Below are 15855 nucleotides of genomic sequence, written 5' to 3' on the forward strand. Positions count from 1 at the left end.
TCCTAGAAATGATTGAAAAGAATCGCCGCCCTGCCTTCCGGTTTATCAACAACGTCGGCCTGCAGTATCACTTCTTCGCAGCAGGACGAATGTTCTCGGTCAGATTGGCATGTCGCGCGCCAAAACTTAGCGTGATGGCGGGGTGGATCTATGACGGCGGCGTCCGCGAGATCTGCAAGAGTGATAAGCCCTGGACACAATCGGATTCGCCCTACCTCGATATCAATGGCGACGTAATTGATATCCGCGACGAAAATGGCGAAATTGTCGTTGAAGCACGTGCCGCAAACGGTGAGGACGGTTTCATCGCCCGTGGTAAGCCGATCCATTCCCTCTCCTGGATGGACACCTTTTCCGAAAACAATGACGAGGTTCTGCACTTACCCGACATCACTGGAACGGTTGAATTCCGAGGCACAACCTACCCAGCAAAGGGGTACTGCAAGCACGTCGAATGGACCTACGCACCGCGCTATACCGGCTACCGGTTCCTGCACGGCTTAATTGACAACGGTGAGATCGCCGTGTGGTCGGCCGATGCAGTCTTCGCTTACAAAAAGTACGACTACTTCAAAATGGTCGAAAAAGACGGCTCCATCACCGTCGCTGACGAAGAGCGCTCGTCACATAAACAAAACACCGTTTATGCCAAGATTGGCGAACGTGATGTGCGGGTCGAGTTTGAAGAATTGGGAATGTGGGAGCTGCCACTGATCGGCGATGGGAGTGACATGGTTATCATGCAGCGGTATGGAAACATTACATTCATCGAAAACGGTGTTAAGAAAACTGGCGTGGCCATGACCGAATACGGTTTCGGTAGATACACGGATGGCCCAATTTCGGCCTAAGTGCTGGTCGAACCAATTGGTGCACTTCTGCTTTCTGACTTGTGGCTTAAATAATATGGCGAATTCTTGATTCCGCAGTTAATTCTTGGACAGCAGAATTGCACCGATAGAGATCGATATTGAGAAGCGGATAGGGCTTTGTCAGAGCAAATCGCCTTGAGTACGGTCGGGCGGTCTTCTAGCGTCTGGTCATAACCAAACGAAGCCCATTCCGCTATTTCAAGACGTCGCCCGAGATCATCCGCCTGGCGGTCATGATGTATATTCGCTTCCCACTTTCATTATGGGATGTAGAGGATCTTCTTCACGAGCGTGGGATCGATATCAGTCACGAAACGGTGCGCTTCTGGTGGAGCCGCTTCGGACCGATGTTCGCCTTTGAGATTCGCAAGCGACGGATCCAACGCCTGCGGTCAAGCCGCTGGCGATGGCATCTGGATGAGGTCTTCGTGAAGATCAATGGCGAGATACATTATCTATGGCGCGCCGTGGATCACGAGGGCGAGGTTCTGGAAAGCTTCGTAACGAAGAGGCGGGATAAGAAAGCTGCGTTGAAATTCCTGAGGAAAGCACTGCGCAAACACGGGCGGCCCGAAGTTATCGTGACAGATCGGCTGAGATCGTACGGTGCGGCACTCAGGGATATTGGGACCGCAGCTCGCCAGGTATGTAGCCGCTGGCTGAACAACCGAGCTGAGAATTCGCATCTGCCCTTCCGACGACGGGAGCGCGCGATGCTTCGCTTCAGACAGATGCGAAGTTTGCAGCGATTCGCCACCGTTCATGCCTCCGTCTACAACCTCTTCAACACGGGAACGCGCCCTTTCTTCTCGAACCATTTTCAAGTTGAACCGTGCCTCTGCACTTGCAGAATGGCGCGGTCTTCTCGCTGCCTGACGTTCAGCTCGGCTGGAGCATACTGAGACTAGTTCGAATTAGTCTGACACCTCCCAGAATTCGTGGTCCAGCCGCAACCCATCGCTGCTATGGCCGCGTCTGCTAGTGAGATTAGCAGTTCAGATTTCGTATGACAGCACCTTCCTCTGGCTTGCCTGGAAAGGGGGTCCGCCACACTAGGTGCGGCGGACGAGTGTCACAGGGAGGCAGTTATCGAGAAACTTGGGAGGCCGATCAGGCAATGGTCTCCAGGATCGAGTCGATCATTGATCCATAATTCGCCGCATACCATTCCTCGTCACGCCAATACAGCTGACTGAAATGGGCAAACGGGTCGTCCTGGCGATACTCGGCAGCGACATGCTCCATAGCAGCTGGGTTGGATGGGCTATAGGCGATAGTCTCAAAAAGTTTCGACTGCAATACTGGATCTTGCCCGAATGCTATATATTTTAATGCGTTCTGTTTTCCTCCCGGACCTCCCTTGATGATTGGCCAGGACACTGGGCAGAGTTGTCCTTGGCTCCAGTTTATCTTAACCCGACCATCAGTATCCCGAGAGACTAAAGTGGCGCGAGAACTTGTCAGCACGGCCATTGTTATTTCACCATCAAGGAACAATTGTTGACCTTGGGCGAGACTATCATAGAAGATCGTATCTTCCTGGATCTCTTTGACCTTTTTCGCTGCGCGGGCCATGTCCAGTGGATATAGGGGGATTGTCAGAAGAACTTGGGTTGAGAGAACTTGTGCTGCCCCCTACCCTGCGCTCATGACAAAACGCAGCCCATTCCGATACTTCAAAACCAGCCCCGATATCATCCGCCTGGCTGTTATGATGTATATTCGGTTTCCACTCTCACTTCGGAATGTAGAGGACCTCCTTCACGAGCGCGGGATCGATATCAGCCATGAAACGGTGCGCTTCTGGTGGAGCCGCTTTGGCCCAATGTTCGCTAACGAAATCCGCAAGCGCCGGATCCAACGCCTGCGGTCAAGCCTCTGGCGATGGCACTTGGACGAGGTGTTTGTGAAGATCAACGGCGAGATACATTACCTATGGCGCGCCGTGGATCACGAGGGCGAGGTTCTTGAAAGCTTTGTGACAAAGAGACGAGATAAGAAAGCTGCGTTGAAATTCCTAAGGAAAGCAATGCGTAAGCATGGCCAGCCTAAGATCATTGTGACCGACCGGCTGAGATCCTACGGGGCCGCTATGAAAGAGGTCGGCAACATCAATCGCCAGGTATGTGGCCGCTGGCTGAACAACCGAGCAGAGAACTCACATCTGCCCTTCCGACGACGAGAGCGCGCGATGCTTCGCTTCAGGCAGATGCGAAGTTTGCAGCAATTCACCGCCATCCATGCCTCCGTCTACAACCACTTCAACACAGAACGCAGCCTTTCCTCTCGTACCATATTCAAGCTGAACCGCGCCGCCGCTCTCTCCGAGTGGCGCGGCCTTCTCGCTGCCTGAAGCTCAGCATGTTTGGGGCATACTGAGACTAGTTCGAATTAGTCTGACAGCTCCATTGTCAGAGCAAATCGCCTTGAGCAAGGTCGGGCGATCTCGTAGCGTCCGACCATGACCAAACGCAGCCCCTTTCGTTATTTCAAGACGTCGCCCGAGATCATCCGCCTGGCGGTCATGATGTACATTCGCTTTCCACTCTCGTTACGGAACGTCGAGGATCTTCTCCACGAGCGCGGGATCGATATCAGCCACGAGACGGTGCGCTTCTGGTGGCAGCGGTTCGGCCCAGTGTTCGCCTCAGAGATCCGTAAGCGACGGATCCAGAGCATGCGATCAAGCCTCTGGCGATGGCATCTGGACGAGGTGTTCGTGAAGATCAATGGCGAAATACATTACCTATGGCGCGCCGTGGATCACGAGGGCGGGGTCCTCGAAAGCTTCGTGACGAAGAGGCGGAATAAGAAAGCTGCGTTGAAATTCTTAAGAAAAGCAATGCGCAAGCACGGCCAGCCTAGGATCATTGTGACCGACCGGCTGAGATCCTACGGGGCCGCCATGAAAGAGGTCGGCAACATCAATCGCCAGGTATGTGGCCGCTGGCTGAACAACCGAGCAGAGAACTCGCATCTGCCCTTCCGACGACGGGAGCGTGCGATGCTTCGCTTCAGGCAGATGCGAAGTTTGCAGCAATTCGCCGCCGTTCATGCCTCCGTCTACAACCTCTTCAACTCAGAACGCGCCCTTTCTTCTCGAACCATCTTCAAGTTGAACCGTGCCTCTGCACTTGCAGAATGGCGCGGTCTTCTCGCTGTCTGACGCTCGCCACTTCCGAGGCTTACTGAGACTAGTTCGAATTAGCCTGACAACTCCCGTCAGGGTAGTCGATCCAACGGACCCCATTAGGAATTTTGAACTTTGATCTTGGGCCTCGCCGGAGCAAGTCCATCAGGAAGGTCGATGCGGGCGGCATCGGGGTTTCCGGATCGTAAATAAGATAGATATTCCGTTCGACCACAGGATTGCTCAACGGCATCCCGCGGTATTCGCAGAACTGCATCATTGGCAGAACAAGGCTCGGCACCACAGAGATTCCGAGGTCTGATGATACCAGACCGGCAACCGTCCCGATGTCTCGTGCCTTTGTGATATTGCCAAGGCTGACGTCCGCGGAACGAAGGCCTTGTTCGACCACTTCGAAGATGCTGCTGGACAACGCGAAAGAGACAAAATCTTCGCCCTCAATATCTCGCCATTCGATTGAGCGCTTCGATGCGAATCGATGCCTGGAGGAGCAAATGCACGTCAGGGTATCGGCTGCAATCTTCTCGCAAATCAGGCGCCCTTTTTTCCTTGGAAGGGACGTGATGCCAAAATCCACACGTCCCTGCATCACGCTGTCAACAACTTCACCGGCAAAGCCATCTTCCAGAGAGACTCGGACATTCGGCCTGAGCGACTGGAATTCGAAAATGACAGGGGGGAGCAGTATTGATGCCACAGAGGACAAAGCCGCGAGGCTGACCGTACCGCTCAGGCCCTCACGATAGTGCTGGAAACGCAAGAACGCGCCATCGAAGGAAGCGATAGCCTCTCGCGCGTTAAGCAAGAGCTGCTCGCCCGCTGCGGTCAGTGACACCCGTCGTGTCGTGCGGTCGAACAAACTGACAGCGAGCTCGTCCTCAATTTCCTTGATCGTCCGGCTCAAAGCTGACTGAGCGAGGTTCACTTGCCGTGAAGCGGCCGAATAGCCCCCGCAGTCAGCAACCGCGACGAATGCCCGCAGATGTCGTAGAGAAAGATTTATGTCCATTTGCGATTGATTGTTATCGAAATAATGTTGGACGGGCAACAAAATCTTCGCAAAATTGTTGCAAATTCCAAACGAGAGTCACTCATGTCCGAAGTTCTCACGACCCTTGATGGGCAAGTTCTGCGCATCGTCTTTAACCGCCCCGAGCGCATGAACGCCGTAAACGAGGCGCTCTACCAGCAAACTCTGGATGCCCTGACCCTGGCTGACGAAAATCCCGACGTGCGCTGCGTAGTGCTGTCCGGCAACGGTCGCGCCTTCTGTGCCGGTGCGGATCTGAAAGCCCATAAGTCGGGGGAACGGACCCGCGAACAGCGCGAAGCCTATATCATGCTTGGCCAGGGTGTTTGCGAGAAAATCCAGCGCCTGAAAAGGCCTGTGATTGCCGAGGTTCATGGCTACGCCATCGGCGGCGGGGCCGAGATCGCGACGTCTGCCGACTTCCTGGTCATGGCCGAAGACGCGCAAATGTCCTTCCCTGAGGTGTCGATTGGCACCTATATCGGCGGGGGCGTCAGTGAACGGCTGCCCCGCCTCGTCGGTTTGCGGAACGCGACGCGACTTCTTCTGCAGGGCAACCGGTTCACCGGCAAGGAATGCCTGGACATGGGGTTGGTCAACTTCGCTCCCGCGCTTGACGATCTGAAAGCCACGACCCAGAAACTGGTCGACATCCTGGTAAAGAACGCGCCCCTGCCAATGGCCAGGCTGAAAGGTGCCATCAACTTCCCCGATGCACCGGAACGGCTTTTCCGACAGGAAGCGGATGATCTTCTCCAGATCATGGAAAGCCGTGACTGGGCGGAAGGCGTGACAGCGTTCGCTGAACGGCGGGCCCCGGTTTTCGAGGGCAAATAACCATGGCTCTGGGAACACTCGAGGACGACGCCACGGCGGCGGTGCCGGGCATCGATAAAGCCGACGGGCGACCCGCCCCGACTGCGGGCGGCCGAACCGCGCTCGACCGACTAGTCGAACCGCATTCGGTGGCGATTGTTGGCGCTTCGGCCAATCCAGACAAGCGCGGGTATCAAATCATCAAGGCGCTGAAGAAGGCCGGGTATGCCCATGCGATCTATCCAGTCAATCCGCGTGGTGGGTCGATTCTCGACGTTCCTGTCGTCACCTCCATTGCCGAGCTTCCCGATCAGGTGGATGTAGCTGTCATCGTGCGTCCGGCAGAAGAAGTGGCTGACATTCTGATCGAATGTGGGCAGCGCGGTGTCGCCGGTGCAGTCGTGCTAGCCCACGGTTTCCGTGAGCGCGGAGACCAAGGGGCGGAGGCCGAGCGGCAATTGCAGGCCGCGCTCGTGGAAAGCGGTGTCCGCATCATCGGGCCGAATACCTCGGGCATGCTGAACTGCACCGTCCTTGCGGACCTGATCGGATTGCCGGAGTTGCCGCCGGCCGGGCCGGTCAGCGTTCTGACCCAGAGCGGCAACATGATCCTGTCGGTGGTCGAGGACAACCGGTCGATCAACGGTCCGGGCTTCGACCTGATCGCCGGGCTCGGCAACCAGTCCGACGCGGGCTATGCCGAACTGATCGGGACGCTCTCTGCCCGCGATGCGACGCGCGCCATTGCAATCTACAGCGAAGGGTTTCCCGATGGCCGAGGGTTCCTCGATGCGGCCGATCGCGTTGCCCGGACTTGTCCGATCGTCATGCTGCGCGGTGGCCGGTCGGCCGAAGGACAGAAAGCTGCGCTGTCGCATACCGGCTCGATTGCCGGAGCGGACGCGGTGGCGACAAGCGTTCTTCGGCAAAAGGGTGTGACCCTTGTTGACCGGTCGGACGAACTTCTGCCGGTTGCAGCGCTTCTGGCAACGGCCAAGCTGCCGGATGTCGGCAAGGGCGTGGTAGTCCTGGCCGACGGCGGCGGGCACGCCACACTGGCCGTCGATGCGCTGTCGCGCGCAGGTTTGCCCCTGTCCGACCTGTCAGACGCCACGCAGGCCAGGCTGCGCGCGGTACTGGGGCTAGGGGCCAGCGTCGGCAACCCGATCGACGTGGCGAGCGCGGCGGATGCCTATGCGGACGTCTTCGCCGATTGCATCGAGATCCTTGCCGAAGATCCCTCCGTCGGGCTTGTCCTCGTGAACGGGCTGTTCGGTGCGTACCATATCCGGTTCGACGATTCGTTCCTGCCCGCCGAGGACAAGGCCGCCGAACGACTGGTGGCGGTTCAGAAGGCCATCAACGTGCCGCTGGTGTTCCACAGCTGCTACGCGGACCGCAAGCCGGACAATCATGACACGCTGCGCCGCGGCGACATCCAGGTTTTTCCGTCGATCGACGTGGCTGTCGCAGGGGCAAGTGCGCTCTATAAGCGAGCGCAATGGCTTGCTCAGACTTTCGGGGACGCGCCGGAACGCGCCGGCGGGACCAACCGAGTTCAGGTTCCCGGCGGCCTTTTGCCGGAAAGTGTCGCGCGCCGGGTCCTGCAGGGGCTCGGGGTGTCGACAGGCACTTGGTCGGCCGCGACGGATGCCGCGTCGGTCAGGGCTGCAATCGCAGATATCGGGACGGCTTGCGCAGTCAAGGTCGACAGTAGCAAGGTCGTTCACAAGTCGGACGTCGGCGGCGTGCACCTTGGTGTCACGGTCGAGACGGCGGCAGATGTCGCAAACCAGATCAGCGAGTCCATGGCCGGCCAAACCCCGCCCGTCATCGACTTCGGCTATCTGGTCGCCCCAATGGTCAAGAGCGGTGTCGAACTGTTCGTCGGCGCGATCAACGACCCGGTGTTCGGGCCTGTCGTTCTGTTTGGCACGGGCGGCGTTCTGGTCGAGGCGGCCGATGACGTGGCCTTCCGAGCGGCACCGATCACACCGGCCGAGGCCATGTGCATGATTGCGGAGACGCGGGTGTCGAAGTTGCTCGACGGATTCCGCAGTTTCGAAAAGGTGGATACCGCCGAACTAGCGGCCTTCATCGCGTCAGTGTCCGAGGCTGTTTCCAGATTGGACGGCCTTTCCGAACTCGACATCAATCCGGTCATTGCGAGCCGCGACGCCATCCATCCAGTCGACGTCCGGCTGGTCGGTAAATAGCAACCAATCCTAACAGGGAGTACTGAAATGACGAAACAACTTGGCCTCGGCGCAGCACTTCTAAGCGCAACCATTGCGGTCGCGGCACCCGCGAGCGCCCAGTCGGATTATCGGACTGACCTTCAACTGGGCACCGCCCAGCCTGGCGGTAGCTATTTCGCCCTTGGCGCCGAATACGCCTCGATCTTCGAGGCCGACATTCCGGGCACCAAGGTGGCCTCGGTCGAGACGGGCGGTTCGGTCGACAACCTCATCCGTATCGGCAAGGGCGAAATCCAGCTTGGCCTGGCGCAGGCGACCACGGCCTACGCTGTCTTCGAGGGCAAAGGTAAATTCGAGGGCGCCAAGGTTGACAATGTCCGCCTTCTGGGCTGCCTCGAACCCTATGCTCTGCATATCATCACGCGCGAAGGGTCCGGCATCACCAGCCTGAAGGATGCAACCGGCCGTCGGGTAGCGATTGGCTCTCCTGGATCGGCGAACCAGCTCGCATCGCTGGCGGTCCTGGCGGCCAATGGCCTGGCCGAAGGGTCCTACACCGCGCTTGCCGAAGGGTCGAATGACGCGCGCGACAAGCTCCAGGATGGCAACGTAGACGTCGTGATCGACATGCAGACGATTCCCTACGCCGGTCTTCTGCAGGTCCAGGCTTCCATCGGTGATGCCAAACTGCTGCCGATCGAGCCCGACGCGATGTCCAAGCTCCTGTCCGAAACCAAGTTTGCTGAATTTGCCATTCCGGGCGCGGCCTACGACTTCACCTCGGAAGACGTCCCGACCATTTCCGACTGGTCCTGCCTGTTTGCGTCAGAAACCCAGGTCAGCCCGGAGCTGGCTTACGACATCACCAAGTCGGTCTACGAAAGCAACGGGAAGCTGACGCTGAAGTCCAAGGACAATATCTCGATCAACAACGCGCTGCTGGCGAAAGGGCCGCTGCCGCTGCATTCCGGCGCGCAGAAATACTACGACGAAAAGGGCGTTTCGAAGTAAAAGCCCGCGCGACGGACGGCCTGCACACGGCCGTCCGTCGCCATCGCCCTGGCGCCGGCGTCACGAGGTCCGGCTTTAAAGACCCGGTTCGCCGTATGGAAAGCGCCGGATAAATCCACCAGGGAAGCAGCCATGCAAACTTCACGACCCGAGCGTCCGGGATTCAAGGCCAAAGTGTTACAATGGTCGGTGATCCTGTTGGGCAGCGGATTGACGCTTTTTCAGCTCTATACCGGCCTCTACGGGACCTATGTTTCGCAGATCCAGGGTGCAATTCACGTCGGTTTGGCAGTCTCCCTCGTCTTCATGCTATTTCCGTTCTCGCCCGGCGCCGATGCACGGCGGAGGCCGTCCTGGTTAGACTTCATGCTGGCGTTGGTCGCCTTGGCGGTGAACACGTATATCATCTTCAACTATGACCGGCTCGTCACGCGTGCGCTGATCATCGGATACTCCGAAACAGATTTCCTCGTAGCGCTGACCGGGATAGTTCTTGTCCTCGAGGCGACACGGCGCTGCGTCGGATTGCCGATCGTCCTGATTGCGATCGTGGCCATTCTCTACTCCGTCTATGGCAACTTCGCGCCGGTCTTCGCGCATCCCGGCATCTCGTGGGAAAGGATGGTTACCGACGCCTATCTGACGACCAGTGGTGTGTTCGGAACCCCGATCCAGGTGTCCTCAACCTACATCTATCTCTTCCTGCTGTTCGGCGTGATTCTCGTCAAAACCAACATCGGAGAGTTCTTCGGTGATCTCGCCTTCCTTGCCACGGGGCGTTTCACGGGCGGGACCGCGAAGGCAGCCGTCTTCGCCAGCGCTTTGCAGGGCATGGTGTCGGGCAGCTCGATTTCCAACACGGTTGCCTCCGGATCCTTCACGATCCCGATGATGAAGCGCGCAGGTTTCAAGCCCGAATTCGCCGGCGCGACCGAAGCCTCCGCCTCGACAGGCGGCCAGATCATGCCGCCGGTCATGGGGGCTGCGGCCTTCATCATGGCCGCCTACACGGGTGTGGCCTATAATGACATCATGGTCATGGCGGCCGTTCCAGCGCTCCTTTATTTCATCGGCGTCTTTGCGGCTGTTCACTTCTTCGCTGCCAAGATGAAGATCGGCGGCCTGTCGCGGCAGGAGCTGCCGGACAGCCGCGAAATCCGGAAGAACCTACATCTCATCATCCCTCTCGTCGCAATCGTAGGGTGCCTGCTAATCGGTCGCACGGCGACGTTCGCGGCCTTCACCGGGATCATTGCGGCGCTTCTCGTTAGCATAGTTCGGAAAAAAACCCGGCTCAGTCTGAAGGAACTCCTAAGTCTCGGCGAAGAAGGAGCGCGTACCGCACTTCCCGTCATCGCAGCCTGCGCCACAGCTGGGATTATCGCGGGAACAGTTACGAAGACCGGTCTGGGTGCCGGTATTTCCAAGGATGTCCTTGCCTTATCGGGTGGAGCTTTCCTTCCGGTGCTGCTGCTAACGATGCTGGCCTCCTTCGTGCTCGGGATGGGACTGCCGACAACGGCGAACTACATCGTGACCGCATCGATCGCTGCACCGATCCTAGTGAACAACTTCGACATACCGGTTATCTCTGCACATCTCTTCGTATTTTATTTCGGCGTGTTGGCCGACATCACGCCGCCCGTCTGCCTTGCGGCCTACGCAGCGGCCGGCATCGCAAAGGCCAATCCCATGAAGACGGGCCTCTATGCCTTTGTCATCGCGATCAGCGGCTTCATCGTTCCTTTCGTCATAGTTACTCAACCGGCCATGATTTTGGTGGATGCGACCGTCACAAGCTTCCTGACGGCCTTGCTGACGACGATCGCCGGGCTGATTTTCGTGAGCGCCGGGTTGATGGGATACTTCCTCCGCCCACTTGGTCTTATCGGACGCGCGGTATTCATTTTTTCCGGTATTCTTGCGATTGTACCCGACCTCTGGTTGAGTGCGATCGGTATCGGAATTGTGGCTGTTCACGAAATCGCCGGACACCTGCGCGCGTCCCACAGCGCTACAGGTTCAACTTGAAATTTACCCTGTTCGCAATCCTGAGGGCTCTGTCAGAGCAAATCGCCTTGAGCTAGGTCGGGCTATCTCGTAGCGTCTCGCCATGACCAAACGCAGCCCCTTTCGCTACTTCAAGACGTCGCCCGAGATCATCCGCCTAGCGATCATGATGTATATTCGCTTCCCACTTTCATTACGGAATGTGGAGGATCTTCTTCACGAGCGTGGGATTGATATCAGCCACGAAACGGTGCGTTTCTGGTGGCGGCGCTTCGGTCCAATGTTCGCCGCGGAGATCCGCAAGCGACGGATCCAGAGCATGCGGTCAAGCCTCTGGCAATGGCACCTGGACGAGGTCTTCGTGAAGATCAACGGTGAGCAGCACTATTTGTGGCGAGCCGTCGACCACGAGGGCGAGGTTCTGGAAAGCTTCGTGACAAAGAAACGAGACAAGAAAGCTGCGTTGAAATTCCTAAGAAAAGCACTGCGCAAACACGGTCGGCCCGAAGTTATCGTGACAGATCGGCTGAGATCGTACGGTGCGGCACTCAGGGATATTGGGACCGCAGCTCGCCAGGTATGTGGCCGCTGGCTGAACAACCGAGCAGAGAACTCACATCTGCCCTTCCGACGACGAGAGCGCGCGATACTTCGCTTCAGGCAGATGCGAAGTTTGCAGCAATTCACCGCCATCCATGCCTCCGTCTACAACCACTTCAACACAGAACGCAGCCTTTCCTCTCGTACTATATTCAAGCTGAACCGCGCCGCCGCTCTCTCCGAGTGGCGCGGCCTTCTCGCTGCCTGAAGCTCGGCATGTTTGGGGCATATTGAGACTAGTTCGAATTAGTCTGACGGCACCGCCACTTACCCCCGTCTCCTTTATAGACTTCCATTTTGCGCCAGTTTCGCGAGCTACCTTCAAGCGAAACCCTGTCGCTGCTCTCGCCGAACGGCGCGGTCTTCTCTCTGTTTGACGCTCGCCATTGCTGAGGCATTCTGAGACGAGTTTGAATTCCTCTGGCGGCCCCAGAGTATCCATTTCCAGATAGACACAGCACAAATCAGGCGGCTAACGTCCAGCATGATATGGAATGCGGCTGCATATCGAGGACTTGTTCTTGCTGGTGTCGGCATCAACTTGGTGTCGCTTATTGCGTTCGTGGTTCTCACTGTGCTCCAGTTCGACCAGATCCGATCCCGCCTGGAACAGGAGCGACTGGTGGTCGTTGTCGAGCGCGCTTCAGAGCCTCTGGCCTCCGCCGCCGCCATCGGGTTACGGCTTTCAAGCGTCAGGGGCCTCGACGCCCTGCTCGAGCGTGCACGACAGACCGACCCGGCGATCCTGGAACTGCACCTCTTCGACGTCGAGGGGAATATCGTAGTCAGCACGCAGCCGCGCGATCCCGAATTCTCCAGGGCCGTCATCGCCCGAATCCAAAGCGCCGACGAGACCGAGGTAGCCCTCCGCGAAGGGCAAGATTTTCTTAGTGTCGTCAGGTTTTGGGATAGCAGCGGCAATGTTGCCGGGAGCCTGCTTCTGGAATATTCCGGCATCGATGCCCGCACTGCAGTGTGGGCGATGGCAGGCCGCCTTGCGACGGCCGCCCTGTTCTTCTCCATCGTTGCCAGCGTGCTGACCGCATGGGCGATCCGGTGGGTTCTCGGCCCCGAGATTTCGATCAACAATTTATATGTCGACGCCGCCACCAAGGCCGACCAATGGCTTTGGCGAGGCCGCCCTACCATACCCGACTCAGAAGAGCCAACGCCGATCGAACATGCGATTCGCGAGGCCGACCAGCGCTATCGCGCAGTGCGGGACACCCAGACATGAACGGCCCGGTTCCCACCACGCATCGTAATGTGAGAATACGCCTTACACTGGCTCTGATTGTCATTGTCACCATGACGATTGGCATGTTCTCCACCGTGACATTTCGGGCCTTCGATCAGGCCGTCGCACCAGAGTTGGAGCAACGCATGCAGCTGCTCGGCATGCTTTTGCGCGCTGATCTTCAGCGCCCACTCGAGTTAGGCATTCCCCTGGACGCTGTCGCGGGCTTTGACGAAAGAGTTGCCGATATCGTCAAAAAATTTCCCGAGGTCCAGAGCGTTCAAATCCTCACGCGCGACGGAACGAGCGCGCTCGACATCTCGGATGCCGCCGCGAGCGCGGCACCGTCGAACCGGCCCGGAACGGATGCCCGAACGTACCGCTTTGCGGTTCTGGTCGGTAGCGTTGTAGCCGCCGAGATTGTCCTGACCGAAAATCCCAGGTTGCTCGAGACCCAGTTACTGCATGTTCTGTTCGACATCGCCATCGTGGCGCTAGCAATCGTCGTGATCGGGGTGGAAGTCATTCTCCTCCTCGCCGCACGCAGCATTTGGCTACCGCGAGACGCGGTCGCGGCGCTTCTGGAGGAGCAGAGTCAGGGGCGCTTCGATCGTATCGTCTCAATACCGGCTGGCGGACCGCTCAGCGCGCTGGCCGCACGGTTGAACGACCGGGCACGACACCTCGCCGGCCGCGAAGTGTCGCCGCCTCATCTGGCTATACCTTCACCATTGATGGCGCGCATGCCACTGTTTCTTCTTGCGCTCGGCACCGAGACCACGGCCTCTTTCCTGCCGGTCATGGCGCGGGATCTCCATCGCTGGGATTGGCTGTCGCCGGCCGCCGCCGCCGCCGCGCCGCTTGTCGCCTACCTTCTGGCCGCGGCCACGGTTGCCCCGTTCGCAGGGCCGCTCGTTCGTCATCTCGGACCGCGCAGCGCCTTCCTCTGGTCCGTCATACCGATCGTTACCGGTCTTGCGCTCATGGCGGAGTCTTCCGGTGTCCTCGGAGCAGCAACCGGACGCATGCTTGTTGCCGTGGGATATACGATCGCCGCCACCGCGTGTTCGCTCCATGCTCTGTGGGCGGGCGGACGCGCCGAAGCGGCACGGACCCAAGCGTCCATCAACAGCGCGCTCTACGGAGGGGTTCTGGCCGGATCGATTATCGGTGGCGTCGCCGCCTTTGAAGTCGGCTATTCCGCGGCGATCTTGCTTGGCGCGGTCGTTGTTATCATCGCAGGGAGCACCGCGCATTGCGCATTGTCCGGGTCGGGCACCACACCGTCCACACCCAGAAAATCCAGCACCCCGCAGGTTCACGAAGGCCGCACCTTCGCAGCGATCGCATTCGGGCTGGCTGTCCCATTGAGCATCACCACGGCGATGGTGATCTGGTACCTCGTTCCACTTCTGCTGTCGTCAGCGGGTTTTGACGCGGCGATGACCGCCCGGGTCGTGATGCTTTACTATCTCTGCGCGGTCTTCGTTGCACCGTTGGTCGGCCATTTCCTGGGGACGACCGGTTCCGGAATGGCCGCAAGCGCCGGGGCGCTGATCTCGGGCTTAGCCCTGCTGATCGCCGGGGCATTGGATGGCTCGACGAGTCTCATTGTCGCGGTAGCGGTAATCGGGGTAGGCCACGCCATGCTCCGCGCACCAATCTTCGCGCTTGTCAACGAAGTCGCGGAGAGTCACCCCGAGCGAATTGACCACCTCCGGGTGATTGAGCGAGGGGGTGCGGTTGTCGCCTTTCTCGTGGCCAGCGTTACCGCCTCTCCCGATCACCCTGCGGTCGTGTTCACCACGCTTGGCGCGCTGACATTGTCAGGGCTAGCGGTTTTTGCGATCATTTCTCGTGCCGGGGTCAGCAAGGAGGCGGCGGGGAAATGACGACGCGGCGAATTGTTCTGTTGGCGCTGATGATCCTTGTTGGCGCTTCCCGAAGCATGGCGCAGAGCGACAAACCTCTTGAGGTGTTGATTGCCACCTGGCGGGGCTGCGAGGAAGCCTGCCAAGGCGCCACTGACTATCTCCAGAGCCTCGAACCGGAAATTGTGATTCGGTACCTCGATGCCGGGCGTGAACGTGCGCGCGTACCGGAAATTCTCAACGAGGCCCGAAGGGCGAAGGTGGACCTGATCGTGTCCTGGGGGACGAGCGTCACGCTTGAAATGGCGGGCACGCTTGCCACGCTTGACGACCCAGCTTTCAACCACGACATCCCGCAGGTCTTCATGATCGTCGCCGATCCGGTCGGCGCTGGAATCGTCGCGGATTTGGACGCGACTGGACGCAAGAACATCACAGGCACCTACAACCGGGTGCCGGAGAAGGTGAACGTAGACACGCTGCGTCGCCTCTTGCCGGAGATCGACGCCCTCGGGTTACTCTACAACAAGAACGAGAAGAATTCGGTCGTCAAGCGCGACGAACTAGCGGAACTGCTTCCGAGCATGAGTGTCACGCTGGTCGACCTCGAAATCGAACTGGGGCCAGACGGTTCGCCGCTGCCGGAAGACATCGGCCCTGCGGTCAGGCGGTTAAAGAATGCAGGTGCTGACGCGGTGTACGTCGGCAGTTCCTCGTTCCTGCGGTCTAATGCCGCCGTGCTTGGGGCCGCCGCCAGAGCGGCGGGCCTTCCGCTTATTAGCCCCTATGAAGAGATGGTGCGGGACGGCAACGCCTTAATTTCAGTCGCGGCACGGTACTACGACATCGGCCAGCTTGCCGGGCAGCAAGCCGAAGCCATTCTTGTCGGCGGCGCCGAACCGGGAGACCTGCCGGTCGCGAGAATGCAGAACTTCGCGCTCACCGTGAACCTCGGCTTTGCCAAGGAAGTGGGAGTCTGGCCGCCAATTGATCTGCTGGAATTCGCCGATATCGTCAATTAGCAAAGCATCGCCCGGGTATTGTCAGAAGAAACGGCAG

General features: G+C 58.7%; 14 protein-coding genes and 1 pseudogene. 12 read left to right on the plus strand and 3 right to left on the minus strand.

Translation table 11 applies throughout. The annotated features are described in order from the left end of the window. Positions 1-8 precede the first annotated feature (8 nt). Together FHR98_RS03950 and FHR98_RS03955 are read left to right on the plus strand one after the other, a co-directional pair. Entirely contained in the window at positions 9-851 is an 843-nt protein-coding gene (locus tag FHR98_RS03950; protein WP_183415343.1) for a hypothetical protein, read from the plus strand. Between the two features lie 254 nt (positions 852-1105). Further along, positions 1106-1748 (plus strand): annotated as a pseudogene (locus FHR98_RS03955) (IS6 family transposase). A 234-nt stretch (positions 1749-1982) separates the two neighbouring features. On the opposite strand, the gene FHR98_RS03960 reads toward FHR98_RS03955, so the two are convergent. Continuing rightward, positions 1983-2447 carry an extracellular solute-binding protein gene (locus FHR98_RS03960; RefSeq protein WP_183415344.1) on the minus strand — a complete coding sequence of 155 codons (465 nt, stop codon included), beginning with the start codon at positions 2445-2447 and terminating at the stop codon, positions 1983-1985. 73 nt (positions 2448-2520) lie between these two features. Between FHR98_RS03960 and FHR98_RS03965 the strand changes: the two genes are divergently transcribed. Continuing rightward, positions 2521-3225, plus strand: a complete 705-nt coding sequence (locus FHR98_RS03965; RefSeq protein ID WP_183415345.1) for an IS6 family transposase — start codon at positions 2521-2523, stop codon at positions 3223-3225. Between the two features lie 108 nt (positions 3226-3333). After that, positions 3334-4038, plus strand: a complete 705-nt coding sequence (locus FHR98_RS03970) for an IS6 family transposase (RefSeq protein ID WP_183415346.1) — start codon at positions 3334-3336, stop codon at positions 4036-4038. Between the two features lie 28 nt (positions 4039-4066). Here the strand turns inward: FHR98_RS03970 and FHR98_RS03975 are convergent, their stop codons facing one another. Beyond that, a complete protein-coding gene (locus FHR98_RS03975; RefSeq protein WP_183415347.1) occupies positions 4067-5032 on the minus strand; it encodes a LysR family transcriptional regulator in 966 nt (321 codons plus the stop codon). A gap of 84 nt (positions 5033-5116) precedes the next feature. Here FHR98_RS03975 and FHR98_RS03980 point away from each other — a divergent pair, with 84 nt between their 5' ends. The 3 genes from FHR98_RS03980 to FHR98_RS03990 are packed head-to-tail and all read left to right on the plus strand — an operon-like array spanning position 5117 to position 9078. Further along, complete coding sequence (locus tag FHR98_RS03980) at positions 5117-5890, plus strand: enoyl-CoA hydratase/isomerase family protein (RefSeq protein WP_183415348.1); 774 nt, start codon at positions 5117-5119, stop codon at positions 5888-5890. A 2-nt stretch (positions 5891-5892) separates the two neighbouring features. Continuing rightward, complete coding sequence (locus FHR98_RS03985) at positions 5893-8085, plus strand: acetate--CoA ligase family protein (protein WP_183415349.1); 2193 nt, start codon at positions 5893-5895, stop codon at positions 8083-8085. A 27-nt stretch (positions 8086-8112) separates the two neighbouring features. Further along, on the plus strand, positions 8113-9078 hold the full coding sequence (locus tag FHR98_RS03990; RefSeq protein ID WP_183415350.1) for a TAXI family TRAP transporter solute-binding subunit: 966 nt from the start codon (positions 8113-8115) through the stop codon (positions 9076-9078). Here FHR98_RS03990 and FHR98_RS03995 read toward each other — a convergent pair. Continuing rightward, complete coding sequence (locus FHR98_RS03995) at positions 9051-9212, minus strand: hypothetical protein (protein WP_183415351.1); 162 nt, start codon at positions 9210-9212, stop codon at positions 9051-9053. The two genes, FHR98_RS03990 and FHR98_RS03995, sit on opposite strands and share 28 nt — an antisense overlap. On the opposite strand from FHR98_RS03995, the gene FHR98_RS04000 reads away from it, so the two are divergent. From FHR98_RS04000 to FHR98_RS04020, 5 genes are all read left to right on the plus strand, one after another. Next, a complete protein-coding gene (locus FHR98_RS04000) occupies positions 9211-11109 on the plus strand; it encodes a TRAP transporter permease (protein WP_183415352.1) in 1899 nt (632 codons plus the stop codon). The genes FHR98_RS03995 and FHR98_RS04000 overlap by 2 nt on opposite strands. Before the next feature lie 82 nt (positions 11110-11191). Further along, positions 11192-11896 (plus strand): IS6 family transposase, encoded by a 705-nt coding sequence (locus FHR98_RS04005; RefSeq protein ID WP_183415353.1) that lies wholly within the window; start codon positions 11192-11194, stop codon positions 11894-11896. A gap of 276 nt (positions 11897-12172) precedes the next feature. Continuing rightward, on the plus strand, positions 12173-12925 hold the full coding sequence (locus tag FHR98_RS04010; RefSeq protein WP_183415354.1) for a hypothetical protein: 753 nt from the start codon (positions 12173-12175) through the stop codon (positions 12923-12925). Continuing rightward, a complete protein-coding gene (locus FHR98_RS04015; RefSeq protein ID WP_183415355.1) occupies positions 12922-14817 on the plus strand; it encodes an MFS transporter in 1896 nt (631 codons plus the stop codon). Before FHR98_RS04010 ends, FHR98_RS04015 begins: the two co-directional genes overlap by 4 nt. Next, on the plus strand, positions 14814-15818 hold the full coding sequence (locus FHR98_RS04020; RefSeq protein ID WP_183415356.1) for an ABC transporter substrate-binding protein: 1005 nt from the start codon (positions 14814-14816) through the stop codon (positions 15816-15818). Before FHR98_RS04015 ends, FHR98_RS04020 begins: the two co-directional genes overlap by 4 nt. Positions 15819-15855: the final 37 nt, after the last annotated feature.

It is taken from the genome of Limibacillus halophilus, assembly GCF_014191775.1.
Taxonomy (GTDB): domain Bacteria; phylum Pseudomonadota; class Alphaproteobacteria; order Kiloniellales; family CECT-8803; genus Limibacillus; species Limibacillus halophilus.

Coding starts and splice junctions, on each gene's coding strand:
- FHR98_RS03965 (WP_183415345.1), top strand. CDS start 2,521: ATGACAAAACGCAGCCCATTCCGATACTTCAAAACCAGCCCCGATATC.
- FHR98_RS03985 (WP_183415349.1), top strand. CDS start 5,893: ATGGCTCTGGGAACACTCGAGGACGACGCCACGGCGGCGGTGCCGGGC.
- FHR98_RS03975 (WP_183415347.1), bottom strand. CDS start 5,032: ATGGACATAAATCTTTCTCTACGACATCTGCGGGCATTCGTCGCGGTT.
- FHR98_RS03960 (WP_183415344.1), bottom strand. CDS start 2,447: ATGGCCCGCGCAGCGAAAAAGGTCAAAGAGATCCAGGAAGATACGATC.
- FHR98_RS03980 (WP_183415348.1), top strand. CDS start 5,117: ATGTCCGAAGTTCTCACGACCCTTGATGGGCAAGTTCTGCGCATCGTC.
- FHR98_RS03990 (WP_183415350.1), top strand. CDS start 8,113: ATGACGAAACAACTTGGCCTCGGCGCAGCACTTCTAAGCGCAACCATT.
- FHR98_RS04005 (WP_183415353.1), top strand. CDS start 11,192: ATGACCAAACGCAGCCCCTTTCGCTACTTCAAGACGTCGCCCGAGATC.
- FHR98_RS04010 (WP_183415354.1), top strand. CDS start 12,173: ATGATATGGAATGCGGCTGCATATCGAGGACTTGTTCTTGCTGGTGTC.
- FHR98_RS04015 (WP_183415355.1), top strand. CDS start 12,922: ATGAACGGCCCGGTTCCCACCACGCATCGTAATGTGAGAATACGCCTT.
- FHR98_RS03995 (WP_183415351.1), bottom strand. CDS start 9,212: ATGGCTGCTTCCCTGGTGGATTTATCCGGCGCTTTCCATACGGCGAAC.
- FHR98_RS04000 (WP_183415352.1), top strand. CDS start 9,211: ATGCAAACTTCACGACCCGAGCGTCCGGGATTCAAGGCCAAAGTGTTA.
- FHR98_RS03970 (WP_183415346.1), top strand. CDS start 3,334: ATGACCAAACGCAGCCCCTTTCGTTATTTCAAGACGTCGCCCGAGATC.
- FHR98_RS03950 (WP_183415343.1), top strand. CDS start 9: ATGATTGAAAAGAATCGCCGCCCTGCCTTCCGGTTTATCAACAACGTC.
- FHR98_RS04020 (WP_183415356.1), top strand. CDS start 14,814: ATGACGACGCGGCGAATTGTTCTGTTGGCGCTGATGATCCTTGTTGGC.